This is a genomic window from Planktotalea sp., from assembly GCF_965659345.1.
Taxonomy (GTDB): Bacteria; Pseudomonadota; Alphaproteobacteria; order Rhodobacterales; family Rhodobacteraceae; genus Planktotalea.
The window spans coordinates 48,903-70,443 of sequence record NZ_CBFHVK010000005.1 but is presented as its reverse complement, the minus strand read 5'-3'; the positions used below and the strand labels follow the sequence as shown (position 1 = coordinate 70,443).

Here is a 21,541-nt window from a genome sequence, read left to right as displayed (position 1 = left end):
TCCTTTTATCTATAAATTATCAGTGGGGTTTTAGATGTCGGGGCACCCTACAGAATGCCCCGAAACTTTTGTTAGATAGGTTAGAAACCTTAGTCCAACAGGGAGGTTTGTTTAGCGGAATTCGCCTGCAAACTCTTCAACTTTAGAAAGGCCATCCGCTGTTACGAAGCCAGGACCAGAGTTGATGTTGTTACCAGGCAGAACGCCATAACGGTGGTAGTTCGCCATAACGATGACAGGAAGATACGCCTGCAGGAACGGCTGCTGGTCGATACCCCAGTTGATCACGCCGGACTTCAACGCTTTGACGATTTCTTCGCCCAAGTCGAATGTGCCGAAGTAAAGATCACCGGCCATACCGTTCTCTTCCAGAGCCAAGATAGTTGGATCTGCAGATGTCGGGCCGAGCGTCAGGACAGCTTCTGTTTCTGGGTTTGCGGAAAGATACGCGAGTACTTTATTCTTGATTTCCGCAGGGTCCTGACCGGAATCGATCATCTGGTTACCAAGCTCAACACCCAGACCGTCTGTGAAACCTTGGCAACGCTCTGTGGAAGAAGGTGAGTTGATGTAGTGGTTCACACAAAGGAACGAACCGATGCCGTCACCTTTCGCGCGCTGACCAGCTGCGAAACCCGCATCATACTCGGGCTGACCAACATACATAAGAGCTCCAAGTTCACGCGCTTGATCTGGCGAGCCGGAGTTTATGATGATGACGTCAACACCGCTGTCAATTGCCGCAGAAATCGGGCCGGACAGAACGTCAAAGTCAGCAAGTGTCGTGATGATGCCGTTTGGACCAGAGGCTGCAGCCTGCTCGATGATACGCGCCATGTCAGCCAAGTCGCCTGTTGGCGGGTTGCGGTACTCGACCTCAACGCCCATTTGCTCACCCGCAAGGGCGACGCCGTTTTTGATTGTGTTCCACCAGCTATCGCTGTCTGGCGCATGGCTTACGAGTACATATTTTTCGCCACCGCCGTGACCATCGGCAGTTGCAGTCGAAGCCACGCCAACGACAGCAAAGGCTGCCGCAGCAAGTGCAGTAAATGTCTTTCTCATGAAGACCTCCCATTTTCTATTGCTCGGTCATCTCCTCAGAGACCGGACAGAAAGAATCAAGCTTTCTGATAATAGAATGTATATTCCATTTTTTGAATCGCACAACATAAAATTTTCATTTTACTCTGATCGCCTTGCACCAACAGCCACCGCGAGCGAGATCGCAAGCGACAGCGTTGCTGACAAAGTGCGGAAAGCGCCAAAGTCAATTTCAGAGACAATGAGTGGAACAAATGAGACTGCTTTCAAAGGTATCGAAGCGGAGTCGCTCAGAACGATAACAGGCACGCCACGGCGTACTGCCTCATCCGCAAGTTCCAGAGTCTCTGGGCTGTATGGCGCGAAGCTGATTGCGATTAAAACGTCACCCTCCCGCATTGCTTGGGTATGGCTCAACCGTCCGCTTCCAGCATGCAAAATATTGGGGACATTTAGTTTTTCAAAGGCATATGAAAGGTATGATGCGACTGGATAGGCCCGTCTTAACCCCATGATATGAATAAGTTTTGCATTGGAAAGCAATTCGACGGATTGTTCCAAAGACGCTGTATTTACGGATGCTGACAGCTGTTCCAGTGACTGTCTTCCTGCCTCGACGAACTCAGCAAGGATTGCGGTTGGACTATCATCGCCACTATGACGCAAATTCTGGATACGCTCACTATAGTCAGGCATTTTGGGTTGGATATTTTGCCGAACCAGCTTTTGCATATCCGAGTAACCACCAAAGCCCATAACCTGACAAAATCGCATTACGGCAGAAGGTTGCACTTCTGCTTTTTCGCTGATTTGCGCGACTGTTGAGAAGGCAACATCGTTCATGTTTTGAACGATGAAATCAGCACATTGACGTAGACGCTTTGGCAACGAATCTCTTTGATGAGAAATTCTATCGAGCAAGATTTCTAGGCTTTGTGGTGGTTCAAATTGTTCCATGTCGTCTTTGCCCTTATATTTGATGGGCAACTTAGAATGAAAATTTAAAAATTGGAACGCACATTCCAAAATAGATCAGCTGCGATCTAAGGTGGCTCAGAATGTGAGTTTGGATCGTGCAAAAGCGAAGCGCACTTTATTGGCGCGCGCTCCAGCTGGCAGAGGCATGTTTACGGGTGTAAAATTCACCCATCATGCCAATCATCAGGAAAATTAGGCCGACATAGAAGGCATATTCCCATGAGGAATTGCGCGGTGCGTAGTTGACAAAAGCATAGCCGCGCGACTGATCAATGCAGTGAAACAGTGGGTTCCAATCGAACATGTTCAACAGTTGTAGCGTTAATGTATTTGCGACGAACATTTTGCCCGAAGCGATCATATTTGCGCGTTGATAAATCGTGGAAAGAAGGGAGGAGAGACCAGGTGACCAAGGTTTGATTGCAAGAAAAACAAGCCCGACAGCAACAGCAGTGAACCAAGCCAGCAGGATCATGAACATCACACCAGTCACATTTTGGATCTCAAAGGGCGTGACCAAAACGTGATTACAAAGAGCGAAAGCATCTGAATGTAGAGCTGCGTTAGAGCGGCGGCGGCGATAGAAATCGAAGTATTCATAGGCGCATGCTTCATCATGGGCGAAGCGGGTCCTTCAGAGCCTGCAACAGCGCCAACTGTTTTGATGTGTGTCATGAACAGAAAGATGCCTGTCATAATATACACCATGAAGTCGCCCCGCAGGACTGCACCGCGCAATCCAAGGATCGAGAACATGAAATAGAACGCAAGAACAAAGATGATCATTTGCATCAAGTTCATCACAATACTCATCAACGCATTTCCATGCGTTTTTCGGATCGTGCGTACAATGTTGTGGTAAACGAGATCGCAGAAGGTCAGAACCTTCCTAAATGTCGTTTCCCGTTTTCGAACCTGAAACATGAGTACTCTGCCTGATGCGCGACGATTGTTTGATGTTTATTGCCGTTCGCCTGACTTCCTATAATAAGAGGCGTGTATATTTTATCAACAATACAGATGAATTCGGGCAAGGATTGGGCAAATGGACTACAAAAAGTTGGAAGAAAGCATGCGTCGTTTGGCTTTGGCAGCCGGTGATGTGATCATGGAAATCTATGGTCAGGATGATTTTGACGTTAAATCCAAGTCTGATGATAGCCCTGTAACAGCTGCTGATGAGGCGGCGGATGCACTGATTTCCGAAGGGCTGCACGGTGCCTTTCCTGATGTGATGTTGGTGACGGAAGAACAGTCTGAATCCCATAGCGCCAAAGGAGATACGTTTTTAATTGTTGATCCGCTTGATGGCACGAAGGAATTTATTCATCGCCGCGGCGATTTCACGGTGAATATCGCTTATGTGGAGAACGGCGTTCCAACGCGGGGTGTCGTCTATGCGCCTGCGAAGAAGCGGATGTTTTATACGCGTGCAGATGGTCAATCTATCGAAGAGACGGGACCATTGCACCCTGATGTAGTGGGCCAACAGAACATTATTTCGGTCAGCAAGCCGGACAACAAAGCGCTCTATGTTGTTGCGTCTAAATCGCATCGCGATCAAGCGACGGATGATTATATCAACAAATACAAAGTGCGCGATATGAAGAGCGCGGGATCGTCCCTGAAATTCTGTCTTATTGCGACGGGCGAAGCGGATATCTATCCGCGTGTTGGCCGCACGATGGAGTGGGACACAGCAGCGGGTCATGCTGTTTTGACCGGCGCTGGTGGCCGTGTTGTGCGCTTTGATAACCACGAAGACTTGGCTTATGGCAAAGATGATTTTGCCAATCCTTTCTTCATTGCGTATTCCCCTGATGTTGAACTGAAAGAAGCGTAAGTGTCTGTTCTAATTGTTATTCCTGCACGCTATGCCTCAACGCGTTATCCTGCGAAACCGCTTGCCGAGTTGAAGGGTGCGAGCGGCCAGTCACGTTCCCTCATTCAACGCGCTTGGGAAGCCGCGAGCGCTGTGAAGGGTGTGGACCGCGTGGTCGTTGCGACGGATGATAATCGGATCAGAGTTTCTGCAGAAGCATTTGGTGCGGATGTCGTGATGACGCCGGAGAGCTGCGCGAATGGAACGGAGCGTTGCGCATCAGCCTATGATGTCATGGGAAGCGATGCGGAGATCGTCGTTAACCTTCAAGGCGATGCGCCACTCACTCCTGCTTGGTTCGTTGAGGAGTTGATTGAGGCCATGCGCGTTAGTCCAGACGCGGATATTGCGACGCCGGTTTTGCGCTGTGACGGGCGGGCCTTGAACGGCTTTTTGGCAGATCGCAAAGCGGGGCGTGTTGGTGGCACTACAGCAGTGTTTGATGCGCACATGCGCGCGATGTATTTCAGTAAAGAGGTGGTTCCCTTTACGTCCGACACTTACCCAAACGAGGCGCAAACGCCTGTATTCCATCACGTTGGCGTCTACGCCTATCGGCCTGCGGCACTCAGGTCTTATCCCGATTGGCCTGTAGGTCCATTGGAACAGCTGGAGGGTCTTGAGCAGCTTCGATTCATGGAGCAAGGCGGGACAGTGAGATGTGTTGAAGTGCAGGCGAAAGGTCGCCAGTTTTGGGAATTGAACAATCCCGAAGACGTCCCTGTGATTGAGCGAATGATGCAGGAGATGGGGATTGAATGAGCGCTCCATCGGTCTCTGTCATTGTCGTGAGCAGAGGCCGCGCTGCTGATCTTACACTCTGTTTATTGGGTATTTCACAGCTTGATTACCCGCATTTTGAAGTTGTCTTAGTTGCTGACAAAATGGGGTTAAACGCTGCGCGAACGCTACCGTTTTTTGATGATTTGAAAAGCGTAGAATTTGGTGAAGCGAATATCTCGCGCGCGCGCAATCTTGGAATAGCAGAAGCCGCAGGAGATATTGTTGCTTTTATTGACGACGATGCCGTGCCTGAGCCGACCTGGCTGCAGTTTCTTGTGGCAGGGTTTAGTGAAGCCGACGTCGCCGCTGCAGGTGGATTTGTGCGGGGGCGCAACGGAATTAGTTTTCAGTGGAAAGTGCGGAGCGTCGATTGTTTTGGTGATGCAACACCGCTTGATGTGCCGGAGGATAAAATTAGCATACTCACTGCACAAAACGGGCGCGCGATAAAGACTGAAGGCACCAACATGGCGGTGCGCCGAGATGTGATTGCCAAGATGGGTGGATTTGATCCGGCTTACCGTTTCTATCTAGATGAAACAGATTTGAACTTTCGAATGATGAGGGCCGGCCACCGCACGGCAATCGTGCCGCTCGCTCAAGTACATCATGGCTACAAAGCAAGTGACACCCGGCGTGAAGATCGGGTACCGACGGATTTAAGCGAAATTGGTGCAAGTCTATCAGTATATTTGCGCAAGTTCGCGCCAGTTGAGCGGCATGATAATGCGATTGATCAGTTTCGAACTGAACAACGCCGTCGCGCATTGCGCTATATGGTGAAGGGTTTGCTTGAACCTCGCAATGTGACCCAATTGATGAAGGGCTTCGAGGACGGCGTCGCAATAGGTATGAAAAGACAGCTGACAACGCTGGAATCTATCCCTTTGGCGCGAGAAGGGCTCAAGCCGTTTCCACAAAGGTTCCAAGGTCAACATGTTCTGGTCAGCGGGTCATGGTTTAGACGTCGTTTATTGAGGCAACACGCTCAAGAGCAAGTCGCAAACAACATGCGCACGTCCTTGTTCATATTTTCGCCGACACCTCGTCCTCATAAGGTGAAATTCACGAAAGAGGGTGTGTGGGAGCAAGCTGGGGGCCTTTATGGACGTAGTGTCCGTAAGGGTGCGCATTTTTTGATCAACACTCGTAAGAAAAGACTCGCGCAAGAGTTGAAGCGACTTGCCAAACTACGGAATTTTCCTCCAAAAGTCTAAAAAGGCTAGCGTTGGAAACAATGCCATCAAATTTCGATTAATAGACATGTTTTGGACCTATTGTACGCCCATAGCCCAGCCGAGATGTTTAGTGATCTGAGTACAAAGGCGATTTTATGCGTAACAAAGTGACGAAAGCGATTTTTCCTGTTGCAGGACTGGGCACCCGGTTCTTACCGGCGACCAAGTCAGTCCCTAAGGAAATCATGACGCTCGTAGATCGGCCGCTGATCCAATATGCGATTGATGAAGCGAGAGCTGCGGGCATTAAAGAATTCATTTTTGTGACGTCGCGCGGCAAAGGCGCGCTTGAGGACTATTTTGATCACTCGCCACAGCTTGAGAATGAGCTGCGTAAAAAGGGCAAAGATGACCTGCTAGAGATTTTGAAATCCACGAATATGGACAGCGGTGCGATTGCTTACATGCGTCAGCACAAGGCGCTGGGCCTTGGCCATGCTGTTTGGTGCGCGCGTCGTTTGATTGGTAACGAACCATTTGCGGTGATCTTGCCTGACGACGTGATCGCAGCGGAAAAGCCGTGTTTACAGCAGATGGTTGAAGCTTACGAAGAAACAGGCGGCAATATGGTTGCAGCTATGGAAGTTCCGCCATCCAAAGCGTCATCCTATGGTGTTTTGGATGTGCAGGAAGACATGGGGTCTATGGTTTCCGTCAAAGGAATGGTTGAGAAGCCAGCGCCGGGCACAGAACCTTCTAATCTTGCAGTTATTGGTCGTTATATCCTTTCACCGCAGGTTTTGAAGAACCTCAATAAAATCAAATCTGGAGCAGGTGGCGAAATTCAACTGACCGATGCGATCGATCAGGAAATTGGCTCAGAGCGTGGTGTTTATGGCTATCGTTTCCGTGGTCAGCGGTTTGATTGTGGCTCCAAGTCGGGGTTCTTGCAGGCAACAGTTGCATTTGGGTTGTCTCGTGATGACTTACGCGACGACCTGCATGGCTATCTGACTGATCTTATGGCAACTGAGCAAGCAGCACAGTAGTCGTTTGATCGGGGGAACGAAGGTTGGATAGCGTATTAGTTGCAGGTGGCGCAGGATACATTGGTTCGCACGCGTGCAAAGCTCTGTCCCGCGCTGGCTTTACCCCCGTTTGTTTCGATAACCTCTCAACTGGCTGGGAAGATGCCGTTAAATTCGGCCCTTTCGAGCGTGGCGACTTGTTGGACCGCACCCGCATAGACGAGGTCATTGCCAAGCATAAACCTATTGCGATCATGCATTTTGCAGCGCTTTCGCAGGTCGGTGAGAGCATGGACGATCCGGGGCTCTATTGGCGTACCAATGTGCTGGGCTCGCTCAATTTGATTGAAGCGGCGGTTGATGCGCATATCAACAAGTTCATCTTCTCATCCACTTGTGCGACTTATGGTGATCAAGACAATGTTGTTCTTGATGAGGACAGCGTGCAACAGCCGATCAACGCCTATGGTGCCTCTAAGCGTGCTGTAGAAAACATCCTTTATGATTTTGAGCGTCGCTTTGGACTTCGACACGTAATCTTTCGTTATTTCAATGTTGCTGGTGCGGACCCTGAGGGTGACGTGGGTGAATTTCACCAGCCGGAAACCCATCTGATCCCGCTGATGCTTGATGCGATTGATGGTAAGCGTGACGCGCTGACAATTTATGGCACCGATTATGACACGCCTGATGGCACATGCGTGCGCGATTATGTGCATGTTTGCGATTTGGTTGATGCGCATTTGTTGGGAATGCAATGGCTTACGGATGGACGGCCAAGTGCAGTGTTCAATCTGGGAACTGGATCCGGCTTTAGTGTGCGCGAAGTTGTGGATCACAGCCGAAGTGTCACCAACAAAGAAGTTCCGATTATAGAAGGTGCGCGTCGCGCAGGTGATTGCACTCAACTTGTATCAGGATCAACTAAGGCCGAAGCAGAGCTTGGTTGGAAGCCGACGCGCTCAAATTTGAAAGCAATGATCGGCGATGCGTGGAGGTGGCACCAAACTGGGCACTATTCCAAATAAAGACAGGCCTATTTGCCTCGATCTGACTCGTCTTCTAAGCCGAACAGGCATGGTTCATACGGGTGTTGATCGCGTGGAGTGGGCGTATCTGGAATGGTGTTTAAGCTTGGATCGCCCTGTTTATGCGCTGGTTCGTAGTGCATTTGGGTATTTTCTGCTCGATCGCACAGGCATGGTATTTGCGCATCAGCATTTGAAAACGGCAGATTGGGGTAAGACTGATCTGCTGTCGCAGTTTGCTTTCAAGCTTAGTCCGACGCGCCGCGCTGCTGAGGCAAACTTGCGTAAGCGCACGTTTGCCCGCGCCACTCCGTCGCGCATTGGCGTTATGTTGCGCCGCAGTTTTCCTGAAGGTGTGGCGTATCTTAACACAGGTCATAGCAATTTGAGTAAACGCGTTTTTCGTGCGTTCAGCGCATTGAAAGACGCGGAAATCGGGGTCTTGATCCATGATCTCATCCCGCTGGATTGGCCGGATCACCAGCGTGCTGGAACAGTTGCAAAGTTCGAAAAACGTATGCGTGTTGTGTCGCAATTTGCAGATACTTTGATCTGTAACTCGCAGCAAACACTGGACGATTGTAGTCGTCATTTCAATGGCTTCGGTAGAATGCCAAACGCATTTGTTGCGCATTTGGGTGTTGATCTACCCTCTGTTTCAGACGTGGATTTGCCAGTCATGCCAAATCCCTACGTAATCACCATTGGCACGATAGAACCGCGCAAGAACCACGCTTTTCTTCTGGAGCTTTGGGATAAGTGGCACGACGCACCGCATTTGGTCATTTGTGGCAATCGGGGTTGGAAAAACGAAGACGTGTTTGCGCAGCTCGATAAGGTTGATCGGGGGCGCATAACTGAGCTGAATGGCGCAGATGATGGGTCTTCTTAAAGGGGCGAAAGTCGCACTTTTTCCAAGTCTCGCCGAAGGGTTTGGCCTGCCGCAAGTCGAGGCGCTTAGCCTTGGTGTACCCATCATATGTGGCGAACTCGACATATATCGTGAAATATGCGGGGAATTCCCCGTTTACGCAACGACTTCAAACGCTTATGCTTGGCGTGCCGAGATTGAAAAATTACTGCACCAAGACGGTAAGAATCACGGTAGAGTAAGAAGCGATCAGGCCCAATTCAAAGCGCCGAGATGGGATGCACATTTTAACCTTGTGTTACAACACTTTGGTTAATGCTAAACGTGCATAAGGCTGATTGGGTTATGAGGAGGCAGAGCAGACGTGGGTATCGTCAAGTCATATAGGCTTCGATTGCAACGCAAGCGTTGGCGCATTCGTGCGATCCGAAAGCGTCGCGAATTGGAACCTATCCGCAACCGTACGCGCCAGATTAAGCGTGGCGACATTTTTCTGTTTTCGACCATGCGCAATGAACATGTGCGCTTGCCATATTTCCTGAAATACTATCGCGATCTTGGCGTGAACCACTTTTTCATTGTGGATAACGACAGCAATGATGGTGGGCTTGAATACCTCTCTGAGCAGCCTGACGTGTCTGTGTGGCATACGCAGAATGGCTATAAACGGTCGCGTTATGGCGTTGATTGGCTCAACTGGTTGCAACTGCGGTATGCGCATGGACACTGGTGTCTTACGGTCGATCCTGACGAGTTTTTCCTTTTCCCGTTCTGTGACACACGCCCAATTCGCGCACTGACAGACTGGCTTGATGCGTCTTCTATCAAGTCGTTCAGTGCTATGCTTTTGGATATGTATCCAAAAGGCCGTATTGATGCGGAAACCTATTTGCCCGGTCAAAATCCGATGGATATTGCCTGTTGGTTTGATTCCGGTAACTACACGATTGAAAAGAACAAGAAGCTTGGCAATCTATGGATTCAAGGGGGGCCGCGCGCACGCGTCTTCTTCCCCGATGCCCCCGAAAAAGCACCAGCTTTGAACAAAATTCCGCTGGTGAAGTGGGATCGGCGATACACTTACGTCAGCTCGACCCACAGCCTTTTGCCACGTGGACTGAACCTTGTTTACGACGAGTGGGGCGGTGAAAAGGCGTCGGGGGTTTTGCTGCACACGAAGTTCCTAAACACGTTCTCTGAGAAGGCGCAGGAAGAGCTGGAGCGCAAGCAGCACTATTCTGCGAGCGTTGAGTACAAGGCTTACGCTGAGCGGCTCGCGGAGAACCCTGATCTGTGGTGCAAGTGGTCCGAGAAGTATATTAACTGGCGACAGCTCGAAATTCTGGGTCTCATGTCCAAGGGCAACTGGGCGTGAGCGTCGGGATCATCATGTTGGTGCACACAGCGCTTGGGCGTGCGGAGCAAGTCGCGCGTCACTGGGCGGCTGCAAACTGTCCCGTGGTGATCCATGTCGATAAGAAGGTCGACAATAAAACCTATCGTGAATTTCAGAACTCTATCCGCGATGAACCGTTGATCAAGTTTTCCAAGCGTCACTATTGTGAATGGGGTGGTTGGGGCATTACTGCCGCGACCCAAGCTGCGGCTGAAGCGTTGCTGCACAGTTTTGCAGATGTGCGTCACATTTTTCTGGCATCTGGTTCGTGCCTGCCTTTGCGCCCAATTAGCGAGTTGAAAGAATATCTTGATGCGCGCCCGCGCACGGACTTCATTGAGTCGGCCACGACCTCTGATGTGCCTTGGACAGTTGGTGGACTTGATATCGAGCGTTTTACCCTGCGTTTTCCGTTCTCATGGAAAACCCAACGGCGCCTGTTTGATAAGTACGTTGCATTTCAGCGTGCTGTCGGACTGAAACGACGCATCCCAAAAGGGCTCGTGCCGCATATGGGGTCGCAGTGGTGGTGCCTGACCCGACAAACCCTTTCCGCGATTTTGGAAGACCCAGAGCGTCCAAAATATGATCGCTATTTTCGCAAAGTTTGGATTCCAGACGAAAGCTATTTTCAAACTTTAGCGCGCCAGTATTCTTCTAATATAGAAAGCCGTTCACTTACGTTGTCGAAATTCGATTTCCAAGGTAAGCCGCACATCTTCTATGATGATCACCTCCAGCTTTTACGCCGTTCCGATTGCTTTGTTGCGCGCAAAATTTGGCCTCATGCTGATCGCGTCTATGAAGCGTTTTTGACGGATGATGAAAGCGCCATGAAGCGCGCTGAGCCTAACCCCGGCAAGATTGATCGCATTTTTGCAAAGGCCGTCGAACGGCGCACACGCGGGCGTGCGGGTCTGGTCATGCACTCTCGCTTCCCGAATGAAGGCTGGGAAAATGGCCTGACATGCTCGGCTTATTCGGTGTTTCAAGGATTTGCAGAGCTGTTTGAAGATTTCGAACCTTGGCTTGCCAAGGCAACCGGGACGCAAGTGCATGGACATCTTTTTGCACCTGAACGTGCGGAGTTTTCGTCTCATCAAAGTGTAATCAATGGAGGCCTGAGCGATGCGCCAGAACTGCGCGATTACAATGGTGCAGCGTTTCTGACAAATCTCATTTGGAATACACGGGGGGAGCGTCAGTGTTTCCAATTTGGGCCGATGGATTCGCAAGACATTTGCTGGAAACTGAGCAACGATCCTAATGCGCAGATCTCTGTCATTACTGGCGCGTGGGCGGTTCCACTGTTTACGGCCAATCAGAACTTCTCTGATCTGCGCCGCGAAGCTGCGCGTTTGCAGAAGATTGAAAACAAATTCCTCTACAAGCTGCGCAACCCCTACGCCAAGGCACGTATCCGTATTTGGACAATGGCTGAGTTTATCGAAAGCCCGATGGAGCCGTTGCAAACAATCATTGACGAGATTGGCAATGCACCGCAAAGACGGTTGTCTGAAGCGCCGAAAATGGCAGATTTAACGGGCTTTGGTCAGTTCCTCCAGAATCTCAAGAACCAAGGAATGCATCCACATTTGATGGGTGATTTCCCGATCCATGACGAACCTGTGTCGCCTGTGAAAAAGGCGCGCAAACCTTATTTGGTGAAGTAATATATGACTGACGCATTCGATTATTTCATCGTCTTTGCAGAAATGCGTACAGGCTCAAATTTTCTCGAAGCAAACTTGAACGCGATTGATGGCGTCACGTGCCACGGTGAGGCATTCAACCCCCACTTCATTGGCTACCCTAATAAAACGGATATTCTGGGCGTTACCCGTGAGATGCGTGAAAACAGCCCTGAACAGTTGATCGAAACGATTAAGAAGTATTCTGACGGCTTTGGTGGGTTTCGGTATTTTCATGATCATGATCCACGTGTCTTGGACATTGCGCTGAATGATCCGCGCTGCGCCAAGATTATTCTGACACGTAATCCGTTAGAAAGTTATGTGTCTTGGAAGATCGCGCAGGAAACCGGACAGTGGAAGTTGACCAACGTCAAACGCCGACGTGACGCTAAGGCGACATTCAATCCTGCAGAATTTGAAATGCACGTTGAAGCGTTGCAAGCCTTCCAAGTAACGCTGCTCAATCGAATGCAGGCCGAAGGTCAGACTGCGTTTTATGTTGCGTATGAGGATTTACAGAACCTTGATGTGATGAACGGGCTCGCACGTTTCCTTGGGGTTGGCGGTCGTCTTGAAGGGCTTGATGATTCACTCAAACCGCAGAACCCGGTCGCGTTGGAAGACAAGGTTGCGAACCCTGATGAGCTGGATGCAGGCTTGGCGCGGCTGGATCGGTTTAACCTTGCGCGCACGCCGAATTTTGAGCCACGTCGCGGGCCAGTTGTGCCAAGCTACATAGCTGCCAAAGATGCACCGCTGCTTTACATGCCGATCCGCTCAGGTCCTGAGGCGGTCGTTCAAAACTGGCTTGCGGCTTTGGACGGTGCCCCGCTTGACGCGTTGCAAACTGGCTTTAACCAGAAGTCATTGCGCAATTGGAAACGTGATCATGCAGGTCATCGCACGTTTACCGTTTTGCGCCATCCTGCGCTTCGTTTGCACGACGCTTTTTGTCGAAAAATCCTGACTACAGGTCCCGGTAGCTTTAACAAGATTCGCAACACATTGCGCCGGTTTCACAAGCTACCGATTCCAGGCCAAGAACCGAATGACAACTGGGACCTTGCGGCGCATCGTGAGGCGTTTATTGCTTTCGCGCAATTTATTAAGATGAACCTCTCCGGTCAAACATCTATCCGTGTTGATGCTCATTGGTGTAGCCAGTCACAGGCCATCGCGAATATGGCGGAGTTTGCGTTACCGGATATGGTTTTACGAGAAGATCAGTTGAGCGAAATGCTACCTATTCTTGCACTTTCGGCCGGGTGCGAGACAGCGCCAGCGCCAGATTTAGACCCGCACGCGCCGATGTTTTTCACCTTATCCGATATTTACGACGCAGAGGTCGAAAGCGCTGTGCAGGACGCGTATCAGCGCGACTATCTGATGTTCGGCTTCGAAAGCTGGGGCTGATGCAGATGGTTTCGGATACCCAAACCACCCATGACGCGGAAGAAGATGCGCGCAATCGCGATATCAAGATCTATGTGAACGGTGACCTTGTACACCGCGATGATGCGAAAGTGTCGGTGTACGACAGTGGCTTTATGCTTGGCGATGGTATGTGGGAAGGCATGCGCCTTTATAATGGGACATGGGCCTTTTTCGATGAACACATGGATCGCTTTTTTGAAAGCTGCAAGGCTGTGTCGCTAGAGGTTGGCATGGACCGCGCGGGTATCATGGAGGCGTTGGAGAAGACAGCGGCTTCCAATGGAATGACCAATGATGTGCATTGCCGTTTAATGCTCACACGGGGGGTGAAGGTGAAACCGTTTCAGCACCCGTCACTCAGTCGCACGGGGCCGACCATGGTGATTATCATGGAGCATTCTAAGCCTGCGCAAGCGTTGCAAAGCAAAGGCATTCGTCTTGCAACAGTGCCGCAAGTGCGTGGTTTACCGATTTCACAGGATGCGAAATACAACAGCCATTCCAAACTGAATTGCGTGATTGCCTGTCTTCAGGCAGAGCAAGCCGGAGCCGATGAAGGTTTGATGCTCGATCCACATGGCTTCGTGAACACGACGAATGCGTGTAACTTTTTCATAGTCCGTAAGGGGGCTGTTTGGACCTCCACGGGTGACTATTGCATGAATGGCGTGACGCGGCAGAAGGTGATTGATCTATGCCGTGTCAACGACATTGAAGTGCATGAGCGTAATTATTCACTTGTTGATGCATATGGCGCAGATGAGGCGTTTTTAACGGGAACCTTCGGCGCACAAACCCCTGTGGGTGAAATCGACGGTAAGCTCATTGGCAATGGCAGCCGTCCTGTTACGGCGCGGATTAGAACACTTTATAAAGAACTGGTTGAGGTACATACAGCCCAGTAAACGGGCGTTTCATACAGGCTGAAAGGCATATGCAAACCCCGCGTTCATTCTGGATTTTTAGGCTAAATTTACAGCGCCCTTAAGCAGCCTGATTCACTCGCTGGGTTTCAGCTATGATCGCATGCAAGGTTTCTGGCTCATTGTTCGCGCGCAATTTTGCGCAAATCGATGCATCACGCATTGTACGCGATACGAGCGCGAGCGCTTTCAAATGTTCGACGCCTGCATTTTCAGGGGCCAGCAAGCAAAAGAAAAGATCTACAGGCTGACGGTCAACTGCGTTGAAATCAATCGGCTTTTCCAGACGGATGAACACTGCTTTCACCTCGTTCAATCCAGCAATACGCGCATGGGGCAAAGCAACACCGTGGCCAACACCTGTTGGCCCCAGAGTTTCACGTTCTTGCAATGCACGAACGATCGTTTCTTGGTCAAGATCATGAACGTTTGCGGATAAGTCGCCCAGAGCGTGCAAAAGCATCTTCTTGCTCGAAACGGTAGAAACGGATTTTACCGCTTCAGGTCTGAGAAGCCTCACGATGTTCATCTGCCTGTGCCTCGCCGCAGCTACCCACAGGCAGTGCTCTGTTATTTAGGATCGATCCAGCCGATATTTCCGTCATCTCGACGATATACCACATTCACGCTCTTATTACCGTCATTTTTAAACACAAGAACCGGAGCGTTGCCGAGTTCCATTTGCATTACAGCTTCACCGACTGAAAGAGACGGTATATTTGTCTCCATCTCAGCGACGATTACAGGTTGCAAAGTGGCCGGCTCTGAATCCGAATCTTCGTGTTCACGTTCGAGGATATAAGAGGAAGCGCCAATTAATTCAACTGGGTCTGTACGGTCTTTATGGTGATCCTTGAGGCGGCGCTTATAACGCCTGAGCTGTTTATCCATTTTCTCGCCGCAACCGTCGAAAGCAGCATAGATCTCAGTAGCATGGGCGCGCGCAGTAGCGGTTAACCCTGTTGATAGATGGACTGTTGCTTCGCAAACAAATTCATGGGCGTCTTTAGAAAAGATGACATTTGCACCTGTTGGACGCTGAGCATATTTCTCTAGAATTTCGCCTAATTCAGTTTTGACGTGAGTTTGCAGCGCTTCGCCGATATCGATCTGTTTGCCACTGATTTGGTAACGCATCCTGTCTCCTTCATATATTTATGCCATCGCGCGAAAACGCACGGTCCTATTGTTAGGGTTGGCGGGCAGGGAATAAACGTTTCGTAGATTGAGCAGTATCAGCCCCGCTAAGGGTAAAGTTCTGAGGGACATGCGCGATCATGCAAAACGTCATGCCTACATCTGACGACAAAGCAGCAGCGTCTGTCAATCAATTCCGAGGGTTACCCACAACAAAGTGCAAAACATTTTCAGGAGATTTTGAAATTTTCACCAAGATAGACACGGCGCACGTTTTCGTTTTGCACGACTTCATCGGGCGTACCCGACATAAGAACTTGTCCATCGTGTAAAATGTAAGCGCGATCGACAATTTCTAACGTTTCCCGCACGTTGTGATCTGTGATCAACACACCGATACCACGTTTCTTCAAATCAGCAACAAGGTGGCGGATATCCCCGACAGAGATCGGATCAACGCCAGCAAAGGGTTCATCCAAGAGCAAATATTTGGGATTCGCGGCTAAGCAACGTGCGATTTCCACACGGCGGCGTTCGCCACCAGATAGGGCAAGTGCTGGGGCACTTCGTAGATGTTCAATGGAGAATTCAGAAAGCAATTCTTCCAAACGCTCACGCCGCTTCTGACGGTTCTTTTGCGAAATATCGAGGATTGAGGCGATGTTGTCTTCGACGCTCATCCCACGAAAAATAGACATTTCTTGCGGTAGATAGCCAATGCCAAGTTTCGCGCGGCGATACATCGGCAGGTTCGTCACATCGCGGCCATCAATGGAAACGGTGCCGCCCTCGGGGTAAACAAGTCCTGCAATGGCGTAAAAACTAGTGGTTTTGCCAGACCCGTTAGGCCCAAGCAGCGCAATAACTTCGCCGCGCTCAAGCTTCATGGACACGTCGCGAATAACGACCTTCTTCTTATAGCTCTTGCGCAAATTGTCGATGCGCAGGCCTGAGCTGCCTTCAGTCACTGTAAGATCAGGACGGCTCATCAGTTGTCTTCCTGACTGGACCCACCAGTGCGCAGTAGAGTTTTAACGCGGCCTGTCATCAAAGCGGTGCCGTCATCGAGCTTTATCGTCATCTTGTCAGACGCAATTGCGCTCAGTTTTTGCGTCACGAGCACATCGCCAGTCATTACCATGACTTCATTCTGAAGATCATAATCCGCTTCTTCCGCTTCGGCGGCTTCTTCGTTCTGAATGATTGTAACGCCACCTGTAGCTTTCATGCTTTGGATGTCGCTTTGCTCATCATTGTAGAAAACCTTCACCCACGGGGCATAAAGCGTCATGGTGTCTTGGATGACGACAACGTCCCCTGTGAATAAAGCAGTGTTGCTTTCCTCATCAATCGCGAGCTGTTTGGAGGTTACATCAATCGGCGCGCTGGTGTCTTGTTGGCGATCGCCGAATGCAATTGTCGTGCCTTCTTGTGCGTCTGTATCTTGGGCCAAGGCGAGTGAGCTCATAAAACCGAGGCTTAGAAAACAAGACATCAAGAGGGTTTGGATCAATTGCACGGTGTTTGCCTACTCATCTTTTTGTTTCTTATACACTAAATGTACACCTTGAGTAAAAAGCAATTCTACTTTTCCAGTGGCTTCATCGGATTTGACGAACATTTTGCCGGCTCGCAGCGTGCCAGTTGGGCCAAATCCGGTAACTTGGCCTGCGGATTCGCCTTCTATCTTTGACAATAGTGATGTGAGCTGGCTAGTTTTGAAATCATAGCCATCTGTTGTGATAAGATGCACATTTCCGCTGAGCACAGCGAGATCTTGCTCTTCATCGACAATTCCGGTGTCGGCAGTGATCGTCATCACTTCACCACTGTCGAGATTGATAACAGCGTTGACAACTTGGCCGTAGGTTTTGCCGTCAACGTCAGGATCAGGACGCGCAGATTGCGCGGTTACTGTCATGCTTTTGCCAGTGTTGGTGTTGCCATCATATTGCGGGTCGCTGAGCTGTGAGCCACTAATCCGATCACGAAATGCTTGATCGGATAAGGCAATAGCAGCCGTCGGATCCACTTTGCGCGAGATCAGAAACATGGTCGATAAAAGCACAAGTGCGACCAGTGGCAGCGTGACCTTTAATCCGCGCACAATGCGCGTGTATGCGTGATCACCAAACGCCATGCTTTAACTCAATCCAGCGCGCAAGCAGTCGTGGATATGCAAAAAGCCTTCGACGCGGCCATTGGCGTCTGTCACAAAAAGACAGGTAATCTTGCGAGCGTTCATAATGCCCAATGCCTCTTCGGCGAGTGCATCAGCAAGGATCGTGGTTGGCCCAACTGTTTGAACTGCATCTGCATCAAGATCGAGCAAGCCATCCATATGGCGACGTAAATCACCATCGGTAATGATGCCTAGCAACTTTGTGTCGGTATCAACAACACCAACAACGCCAAATCCCTTTCGAGAGATTTCAAGCAAGACATCACCCATATGGGTGGTGGGGTGAACCAGAGGCAATGCATCACCTTTGTGCATCAAATCACGCACTTTCGACAGACGCGCACCCAGCTTTCCACCCGGATGAAAGTCGCGAAAATTCGCGGGCGTAAAATCGCGGTACTCCATCAAAGCGACAGCCATTGCGTCGCCGAGTGCAAGCGTCATTGTTGTCGAGGTCGTGGGTACGACGCCAGTGCCACAGGCTTCCTTGGCGGGGGGCAGGACAATCGCAACATCAGACTGCGTGAGCAGTGTAGAGGTTGCGTTGCTCGCTACGCCGATCATTGGGATACCAAAGCGGCGGGTATGCGCAATCACATCTGCCAGTTCGGGTGTTTCGCCCGAATTGGATAGGACCAGAGCCACATCACCTTTCGTCATCATACCCAGATCACCATGGCTCGCTTCGGCGGGGTGCACGAAATGCGCAGGTGTCCCAGTGGAGGCAAATGTCGCAGCGATCTTGCGCGCAACGTGACCCGATTTGCCCATGCCGCAAACGATAATGCGACCTGGCGCATCAAGGATCATTTGAACAGCATCGCCAAAAGGATCGCCAATGCCATCCGCTAAAAGCGTTAAAGCGTCGGCTTCGATGCGGATCACACGCCGCGCGGCGTCGAGGAATTTTGATGTATCAGCCATTAGTGAGAGAAGATGTCCTGTTCGGCCCAACCTACAAGGTCGAGGTTTGCGCGCATGGGAAGAAAATCGAAACACGCCTGCGCAATTGCCATACGATCTTCGCGGATCAGGCGTTTGTTCAGCTCTGTGCGCAGACGATGAAGATAGAGAACGTCGCTTGCCGCGTAATCTATTTGTGCTTTCGTAAGTTTAGCAGCACCCCAATCGCTGGATTGCTGCTGCTTGGAGATGTCCACGCTCAACAATTCTTGCAAAAGGTTCTTAAGACCATGACGGTCCGTGTAAGTGCGCACCAGCTTGCTTGCGATTTTGGTGCAATAAACAGGCGCTGTAACAGCGCCAAATGCGTTCTGCATCGCGGCAATGTCAAAACGACCATAATGAAAAATCTTTAGCACATTAGGATCCGTGAGCATTTTGCACAGATTAGGAGCGTCTGTCTGGCCCTTTGCGACCTGAACAAGATGTGCATTTCCGTCGCCGCCTGACATCTGAATAACGCAAAGCCTGTCACGATGTGGGTGCAGACCCATGGTCTCACAATCAATAGCGACGACCGGACCAAGGTCCAAATCATTGGGAAGGTCGTTTTGATACAGCGTGTTTGCCATTTCAGATCCAATCGTTTCGCACATAGAATAACGTCAAGGAACACCAATGACTACCAATCTCATGTGCTGCGTGCCTATCGCATTGAACGACGCTTAGAACCAGATGTAATCGAGTGTTGACTTAAACCGGGGGTGCCGCGCGTTCGGTCATCAATGCACGCGCTGTGACCCTTTCGCGGTGTATCATGTATAGACCTGCACCGATGATTATACCTATGCCTATCAAGCTTAGCGTATTCGGGAAATCTGAGAACACGAAATAGCCGAACAAGGTTGCAACGGGGAGTTCGAAATACTGCAGCGGTGCCAGCGTTGCTGAGGGTGCGAGCGATAAAGCGTATGTCATCATCATATGGCTAATCGTCGCGAAGAACCCGACGCCGAAAAGCCATACCCACGCAATGCCGGTCGGCCAAACGGGATCAAATAGATCAGAGCCTGTGCCAACCGCAAAGGCTACAATAGGTAAGCAAAACACGCTCGCTACGAGGCCCGTATAAAATTGCAAAGTGACCGGATGAACTTTGCGCGACAGTCCGCGCGTTACAAGAATGTAAAATGCAAAAGCGACAGCCGTGCAGAGTGGCAAAAGCGCGACAGCGCCGAATGCTGCGAAACTCGGTTGGATGACGAACAGAACGCCAACGAACCCGACAAGAGCCGCGCCAACACGTCGTGGCCCAACATCCTCGTCTAGGTAAAACTTCCCAACGAGCAGGACAATAAAGGGCGCTACAAAGACAATCGCAAGTGCATCCGCAAGTGGCATCACACGGATCGCAGCGATAAAGCAAAATGTTGCCAAAAGCAGGCATACGGCGCGCGCGAGCAAAGCGACCCATTCACTGCGCGCAACCTTCAAAGAGAGGTTCATGATCAAAATGAAGGGTGCCATGAGCACGCATTGTACGACAAAGCGTGCGGCGGTAATTTGCCCGACTGGTATGCTTTCAGACGCCAGTTTAGCGGCAACATCCAGCAAGGGCGCCGTCAGACAAAACCCTAACATCAAGGCGACGCCGGTTAAGGTACGGTCTGTAGAAGAGGGTGTGAGTGACGCATTAGACATGCGCCCACATAAGTCCATTGCGAAACCAGCGTCCATCTTCTTTTCGCAAACGGCCCGCGCTGTTGTCTTTGGCCGTTCGGTTTAATTTACGCGGTGCTTTCAATCTACAAAAGTTGACTGGACAGCCGTCAAAACAGCTTCACGTGTTTGCTCCAGATCGGCTTTGCTAATCGCGAGAGATGGATAGAGCTTTCCGGGTGATTTAAAGATACCATGTTTTCGCAGCGTCGCGTTGTAAGCGGCGTTTTTGGCCGGATCATCATGTTTTGCTGAACGATAGTCCCTGCACGAAGAGTCAGTAAAAAATATATCGAATAGCGTTTCGTCACCGCAAATCTTATGCGGTACGCCAATCTTGGTTAGGGCATCGCTTTGCATGTCTTGAAGTGTTTTGCCAATAGAGCGTAGCGTGTCATAATTGCCCGGACGGCGCAAAACCTCCATCGTCTTAAGGCCTGCGACCGCTGCGACAGGATTGCCAGATAAAGTCCCAAGCTGCATGAGCCATTTGTCCGAACCAACGATAGCCTTATCAAAATGCTGCATGATTTCAGCGCTGGCACCCAGCGCGGCAAGCGGGAAACCTCCGCCAATGATTTTGCCCAAGGTGCAAATATCAGGTGTCACACCATAGCGCTCTTGTGCACCGCCATAGGCCAACCGAAATCCAGTGACGATTTCATCAAAGATTAAGAGCACGCTGTGTTTGTCACACAAATCGCGTAGCCCCTGCAGATAGCCCAGTGCAGCAGGAATGATCCTTTGCAGAGGTTCGGCAATGATGGCTGCAATGTCATTGTGTTCATTCAATAGCGCTTCGACGGCTGCCAAATCATTGTAAGGGGCAATCAACATCTGATCAGCCACGCCTTGCGGGATGCCCGCACTATCAGGGACGGCTTGAGGGAAATTTACATGCGTTGCGGGCGCCAGGCTCATCTGCGCTTCAGCGCTCATACCGTGATATCCGCCTTCAAACTTAAGGATCTTGTTGCGCCCGGTGTAGGCGCGCGCCAGTCGAATGGCGTACATAACTGCTTCGCCGCCTGAGGCCACAAAGCGGACTTGCTCACAACAGGGGACAGCATCAACGATCGCTTCTGCCAACTCGATGCCTTTGGCGTTGTTGGCAAAAAAAGTCATGCCTTTGGGTAGTTGTTCTAGTACCGCTTCCATAACCTCCGGATGACCGTGTCCCAAAAGCATTGGCCCAGACCCAATCAGGTAGTCGATATATTCGTTGCCATCCTCATCCCAAACGTGACTGCCTTCGCCGCGCGCGATTACAATACCGGGGTCAAAATTACCAAAGCCACCTGCGGGCAGAACCTCGTTTGCGCGGGCGATCCAGTCTGATTGAGAGGTGAGTTTTTGCATGT

23 protein-coding genes and 1 pseudogene are annotated in these 21,541 nt (G+C 50.5%); 12 read left to right on the top strand and 12 right to left on the bottom strand.

Annotated features, from left to right (window positions below):
- Positions 1 to 111 precede the first annotated feature (111 nt).
- The 3 genes and pseudogenes from ACTG3Z_RS05045 to ACTG3Z_RS05035 all read right to left on the bottom strand — a co-directional run bounded on the left by ACTG3Z_RS05045 (position 112) and on the right by ACTG3Z_RS05035 (position 2,946).
- Positions 112 to 1,065 (bottom strand): sugar ABC transporter substrate-binding protein, encoded by a 954-nt coding sequence (locus ACTG3Z_RS05045; RefSeq protein ID WP_439141642.1) that lies wholly within the window; start codon positions 1,063 to 1,065, stop codon positions 112 to 114.
- A 120-nt stretch (positions 1,066 to 1,185) separates the two neighbouring features.
- Positions 1,186 to 2,001, bottom strand: a complete 816-nt coding sequence (locus tag ACTG3Z_RS05040; protein ID WP_439141641.1) for a MurR/RpiR family transcriptional regulator — start codon at positions 1,999 to 2,001, stop codon at positions 1,186 to 1,188.
- Between the two features lie 136 nt (positions 2,002 to 2,137).
- Positions 2,138 to 2,946, bottom strand: a pseudogene (locus ACTG3Z_RS05035) (ABC transporter permease).
- A 121-nt stretch (positions 2,947 to 3,067) separates the two neighbouring features.
- On the opposite strand from ACTG3Z_RS05035, the gene cysQ reads away from it, so the two are divergent.
- The 11 genes from cysQ to ACTG3Z_RS04980 all read left to right on the top strand — a co-directional run bounded on the left by cysQ (position 3,068) and on the right by ACTG3Z_RS04980 (position 14,221).
- On the top strand, positions 3,068 to 3,865 hold the full coding sequence (gene cysQ, locus ACTG3Z_RS05030; RefSeq protein ID WP_439141640.1) for a 3'(2'),5'-bisphosphate nucleotidase CysQ: 798 nt from the start codon (positions 3,068 to 3,070) through the stop codon (positions 3,863 to 3,865).
- On the top strand, positions 3,866 to 4,666 hold the full coding sequence (locus tag ACTG3Z_RS05025) for a 3-deoxy-manno-octulosonate cytidylyltransferase (RefSeq protein ID WP_439141639.1): 801 nt from the start codon (positions 3,866 to 3,868) through the stop codon (positions 4,664 to 4,666). It abuts the gene before it with no gap.
- Positions 4,663 to 5,904, top strand: coding sequence for a glycosyltransferase family 2 protein (locus tag ACTG3Z_RS05020; RefSeq protein WP_439141638.1), 1,242 nt, complete (start codon positions 4,663 to 4,665; stop codon positions 5,902 to 5,904). The genes ACTG3Z_RS05025 and ACTG3Z_RS05020 overlap by 4 nt, the downstream gene beginning before the upstream one ends.
- 116 nt (positions 5,905 to 6,020) lie before the next feature.
- The gene (gene galU, locus ACTG3Z_RS05015; protein WP_439141637.1) at positions 6,021 to 6,914 is read left to right on the top strand and encodes a UTP--glucose-1-phosphate uridylyltransferase GalU; all 894 of its coding nucleotides are present in this window, start codon (positions 6,021 to 6,023) and stop codon (positions 6,912 to 6,914) included.
- Positions 6,915 to 6,937: 23 nt separating this feature from the next.
- Entirely contained in the window at positions 6,938 to 7,921 is a 984-nt protein-coding gene (gene galE, locus ACTG3Z_RS05010) for a UDP-glucose 4-epimerase GalE (RefSeq protein WP_439141635.1), read from the top strand.
- Positions 7,881 to 8,813: a glycosyltransferase family 1 protein gene (locus tag ACTG3Z_RS05005; RefSeq protein WP_439141836.1), complete on the top strand. Its 933-nt coding sequence runs from the start codon at positions 7,881 to 7,883 to the stop codon at positions 8,811 to 8,813. The genes galE and ACTG3Z_RS05005 overlap by 41 nt, the downstream gene beginning before the upstream one ends.
- On the top strand, positions 8,800 to 9,108 hold the full coding sequence (locus ACTG3Z_RS05000; RefSeq protein WP_439141633.1) for a glycosyltransferase: 309 nt from the start codon (positions 8,800 to 8,802) through the stop codon (positions 9,106 to 9,108). Before ACTG3Z_RS05005 ends, ACTG3Z_RS05000 begins: the two co-directional genes overlap by 14 nt.
- Before the next feature lie 48 nt (positions 9,109 to 9,156).
- Positions 9,157 to 10,167 (top strand): glycosyltransferase family 2 protein, encoded by a 1,011-nt coding sequence (locus ACTG3Z_RS04995; protein WP_439141632.1) that lies wholly within the window; start codon positions 9,157 to 9,159, stop codon positions 10,165 to 10,167.
- On the top strand, positions 10,164 to 11,861 hold the full coding sequence (locus ACTG3Z_RS04990; protein WP_439141630.1) for a DUF5927 domain-containing protein: 1,698 nt from the start codon (positions 10,164 to 10,166) through the stop codon (positions 11,859 to 11,861). Before ACTG3Z_RS04995 ends, ACTG3Z_RS04990 begins: the two co-directional genes overlap by 4 nt.
- A gap of 3 nt (positions 11,862 to 11,864) precedes the next feature.
- Entirely contained in the window at positions 11,865 to 13,295 is a 1,431-nt protein-coding gene (locus ACTG3Z_RS04985; protein ID WP_439141628.1) for a nodulation protein NodH, read from the top strand.
- 5 nt (positions 13,296 to 13,300) lie between these two features.
- A complete protein-coding gene (locus ACTG3Z_RS04980) occupies positions 13,301 to 14,221 on the top strand; it encodes an aminotransferase class IV (protein WP_439141627.1) in 921 nt (306 codons plus the stop codon).
- 79 nt (positions 14,222 to 14,300) lie between these two features.
- Here the strand turns inward: ACTG3Z_RS04980 and ACTG3Z_RS04975 are convergent, their stop codons facing one another.
- The 8 genes from ACTG3Z_RS04975 to ACTG3Z_RS04940 all read right to left on the bottom strand — a co-directional run bounded on the left by ACTG3Z_RS04975 (position 14,301) and on the right by ACTG3Z_RS04940 (position 20,075).
- The gene (locus ACTG3Z_RS04975) at positions 14,301 to 14,768 is read right to left on the bottom strand and encodes a PTS sugar transporter subunit IIA (RefSeq protein WP_439141626.1); all 468 of its coding nucleotides are present in this window, start codon (positions 14,766 to 14,768) and stop codon (positions 14,301 to 14,303) included.
- A 41-nt stretch (positions 14,769 to 14,809) separates the two neighbouring features.
- Positions 14,810 to 15,376, bottom strand: a complete 567-nt coding sequence (gene hpf / locus ACTG3Z_RS04970) for a ribosome hibernation-promoting factor, HPF/YfiA family (protein WP_439141625.1) — start codon at positions 15,374 to 15,376, stop codon at positions 14,810 to 14,812.
- A gap of 230 nt (positions 15,377 to 15,606) precedes the next feature.
- Entirely contained in the window at positions 15,607 to 16,365 is a 759-nt protein-coding gene (gene lptB, locus ACTG3Z_RS04965) for an LPS export ABC transporter ATP-binding protein (RefSeq protein WP_439141623.1), read from the bottom strand.
- The gene (locus ACTG3Z_RS04960) at positions 16,365 to 16,844 is read right to left on the bottom strand and encodes an LptA/OstA family protein (protein ID WP_439141622.1); all 480 of its coding nucleotides are present in this window, start codon (positions 16,842 to 16,844) and stop codon (positions 16,365 to 16,367) included. The genes lptB and ACTG3Z_RS04960 overlap by 1 nt, the downstream gene beginning before the upstream one ends.
- A gap of 60 nt (positions 16,845 to 16,904) precedes the next feature.
- Positions 16,905 to 17,516, bottom strand: a complete 612-nt coding sequence (lptC, locus tag ACTG3Z_RS04955) for an LPS export ABC transporter periplasmic protein LptC (protein ID WP_439141620.1) — start codon at positions 17,514 to 17,516, stop codon at positions 16,905 to 16,907.
- 3 nt (positions 17,517 to 17,519) lie between these two features.
- Positions 17,520 to 18,482 (bottom strand): KpsF/GutQ family sugar-phosphate isomerase, encoded by a 963-nt coding sequence (locus ACTG3Z_RS04950; RefSeq protein ID WP_439141619.1) that lies wholly within the window; start codon positions 18,480 to 18,482, stop codon positions 17,520 to 17,522.
- Entirely contained in the window at positions 18,482 to 19,093 is a 612-nt protein-coding gene (locus tag ACTG3Z_RS04945; RefSeq protein ID WP_439141618.1) for a ribonuclease D, read from the bottom strand. The genes ACTG3Z_RS04950 and ACTG3Z_RS04945 overlap by 1 nt, the downstream gene beginning before the upstream one ends.
- Before the next feature lie 121 nt (positions 19,094 to 19,214).
- The gene (locus ACTG3Z_RS04940) at positions 19,215 to 20,075 is read right to left on the bottom strand and encodes a DMT family transporter (protein WP_439141826.1); all 861 of its coding nucleotides are present in this window, start codon (positions 20,073 to 20,075) and stop codon (positions 19,215 to 19,217) included.
- Here ACTG3Z_RS04940 and ACTG3Z_RS04935 point away from each other — a divergent pair.
- Positions 19,966 to 20,247, top strand: coding sequence for a hypothetical protein (locus ACTG3Z_RS04935; RefSeq protein ID WP_439141834.1), 282 nt, complete (start codon positions 19,966 to 19,968; stop codon positions 20,245 to 20,247). The genes ACTG3Z_RS04940 and ACTG3Z_RS04935 overlap by 110 nt on opposite strands.
- Positions 20,248 to 20,261: 14 nt before the next feature.
- Here the strand turns inward: ACTG3Z_RS04935 and ACTG3Z_RS04930 are convergent, their stop codons facing one another.
- Positions 20,262 to 21,539, bottom strand: coding sequence for an aspartate aminotransferase family protein (locus ACTG3Z_RS04930; RefSeq protein WP_439141616.1), 1,278 nt, complete (start codon positions 21,537 to 21,539; stop codon positions 20,262 to 20,264).
- Between the last annotated feature and the right edge of the window lie 2 nt (positions 21,540 to 21,541).

Coding starts and splice junctions, on each gene's coding strand:
- ACTG3Z_RS04985 (WP_439141628.1), top strand. CDS start 11,865: ATGACTGACGCATTCGATTATTTCATCGTCTTTGCAGAAATGCGTACA.
- ACTG3Z_RS04935 (WP_439141834.1), top strand. CDS start 19,966: ATGATCAAAATGAAGGGTGCCATGAGCACGCATTGTACGACAAAGCGT.
- lptC (WP_439141620.1), bottom strand. CDS start 17,516: ATGGCGTTTGGTGATCACGCATACACGCGCATTGTGCGCGGATTAAAG.
- ACTG3Z_RS04980 (WP_439141627.1), top strand. CDS start 13,301: ATGGTTTCGGATACCCAAACCACCCATGACGCGGAAGAAGATGCGCGC.
- ACTG3Z_RS05005 (WP_439141836.1), top strand. CDS start 7,881: ATGCGTGGAGGTGGCACCAAACTGGGCACTATTCCAAATAAAGACAGG.
- ACTG3Z_RS04945 (WP_439141618.1), bottom strand. CDS start 19,093: ATGGCAAACACGCTGTATCAAAACGACCTTCCCAATGATTTGGACCTT.
- ACTG3Z_RS05045 (WP_439141642.1), bottom strand. CDS start 1,065: ATGAGAAAGACATTTACTGCACTTGCTGCGGCAGCCTTTGCTGTCGTT.
- ACTG3Z_RS04975 (WP_439141626.1), bottom strand. CDS start 14,768: ATGAACATCGTGAGGCTTCTCAGACCTGAAGCGGTAAAATCCGTTTCT.
- lptB (WP_439141623.1), bottom strand. CDS start 16,365: ATGAGCCGTCCTGATCTTACAGTGACTGAAGGCAGCTCAGGCCTGCGC.
- ACTG3Z_RS05020 (WP_439141638.1), top strand. CDS start 4,663: ATGAGCGCTCCATCGGTCTCTGTCATTGTCGTGAGCAGAGGCCGCGCT.
- galU (WP_439141637.1), top strand. CDS start 6,021: ATGCGTAACAAAGTGACGAAAGCGATTTTTCCTGTTGCAGGACTGGGC.
- ACTG3Z_RS05040 (WP_439141641.1), bottom strand. CDS start 2,001: ATGGAACAATTTGAACCACCACAAAGCCTAGAAATCTTGCTCGATAGA.
- hpf (WP_439141625.1), bottom strand. CDS start 15,376: ATGCGTTACCAAATCAGTGGCAAACAGATCGATATCGGCGAAGCGCTG.
- ACTG3Z_RS05000 (WP_439141633.1), top strand. CDS start 8,800: ATGGGTCTTCTTAAAGGGGCGAAAGTCGCACTTTTTCCAAGTCTCGCC.
- ACTG3Z_RS04930 (WP_439141616.1), bottom strand. CDS start 21,539: ATGCAAAAACTCACCTCTCAATCAGACTGGATCGCCCGCGCAAACGAG.
- ACTG3Z_RS04960 (WP_439141622.1), bottom strand. CDS start 16,844: ATGAGCTCACTCGCCTTGGCCCAAGATACAGACGCACAAGAAGGCACG.
- cysQ (WP_439141640.1), top strand. CDS start 3,068: ATGGACTACAAAAAGTTGGAAGAAAGCATGCGTCGTTTGGCTTTGGCA.
- ACTG3Z_RS04950 (WP_439141619.1), bottom strand. CDS start 18,482: ATGGCTGATACATCAAAATTCCTCGACGCCGCGCGGCGTGTGATCCGC.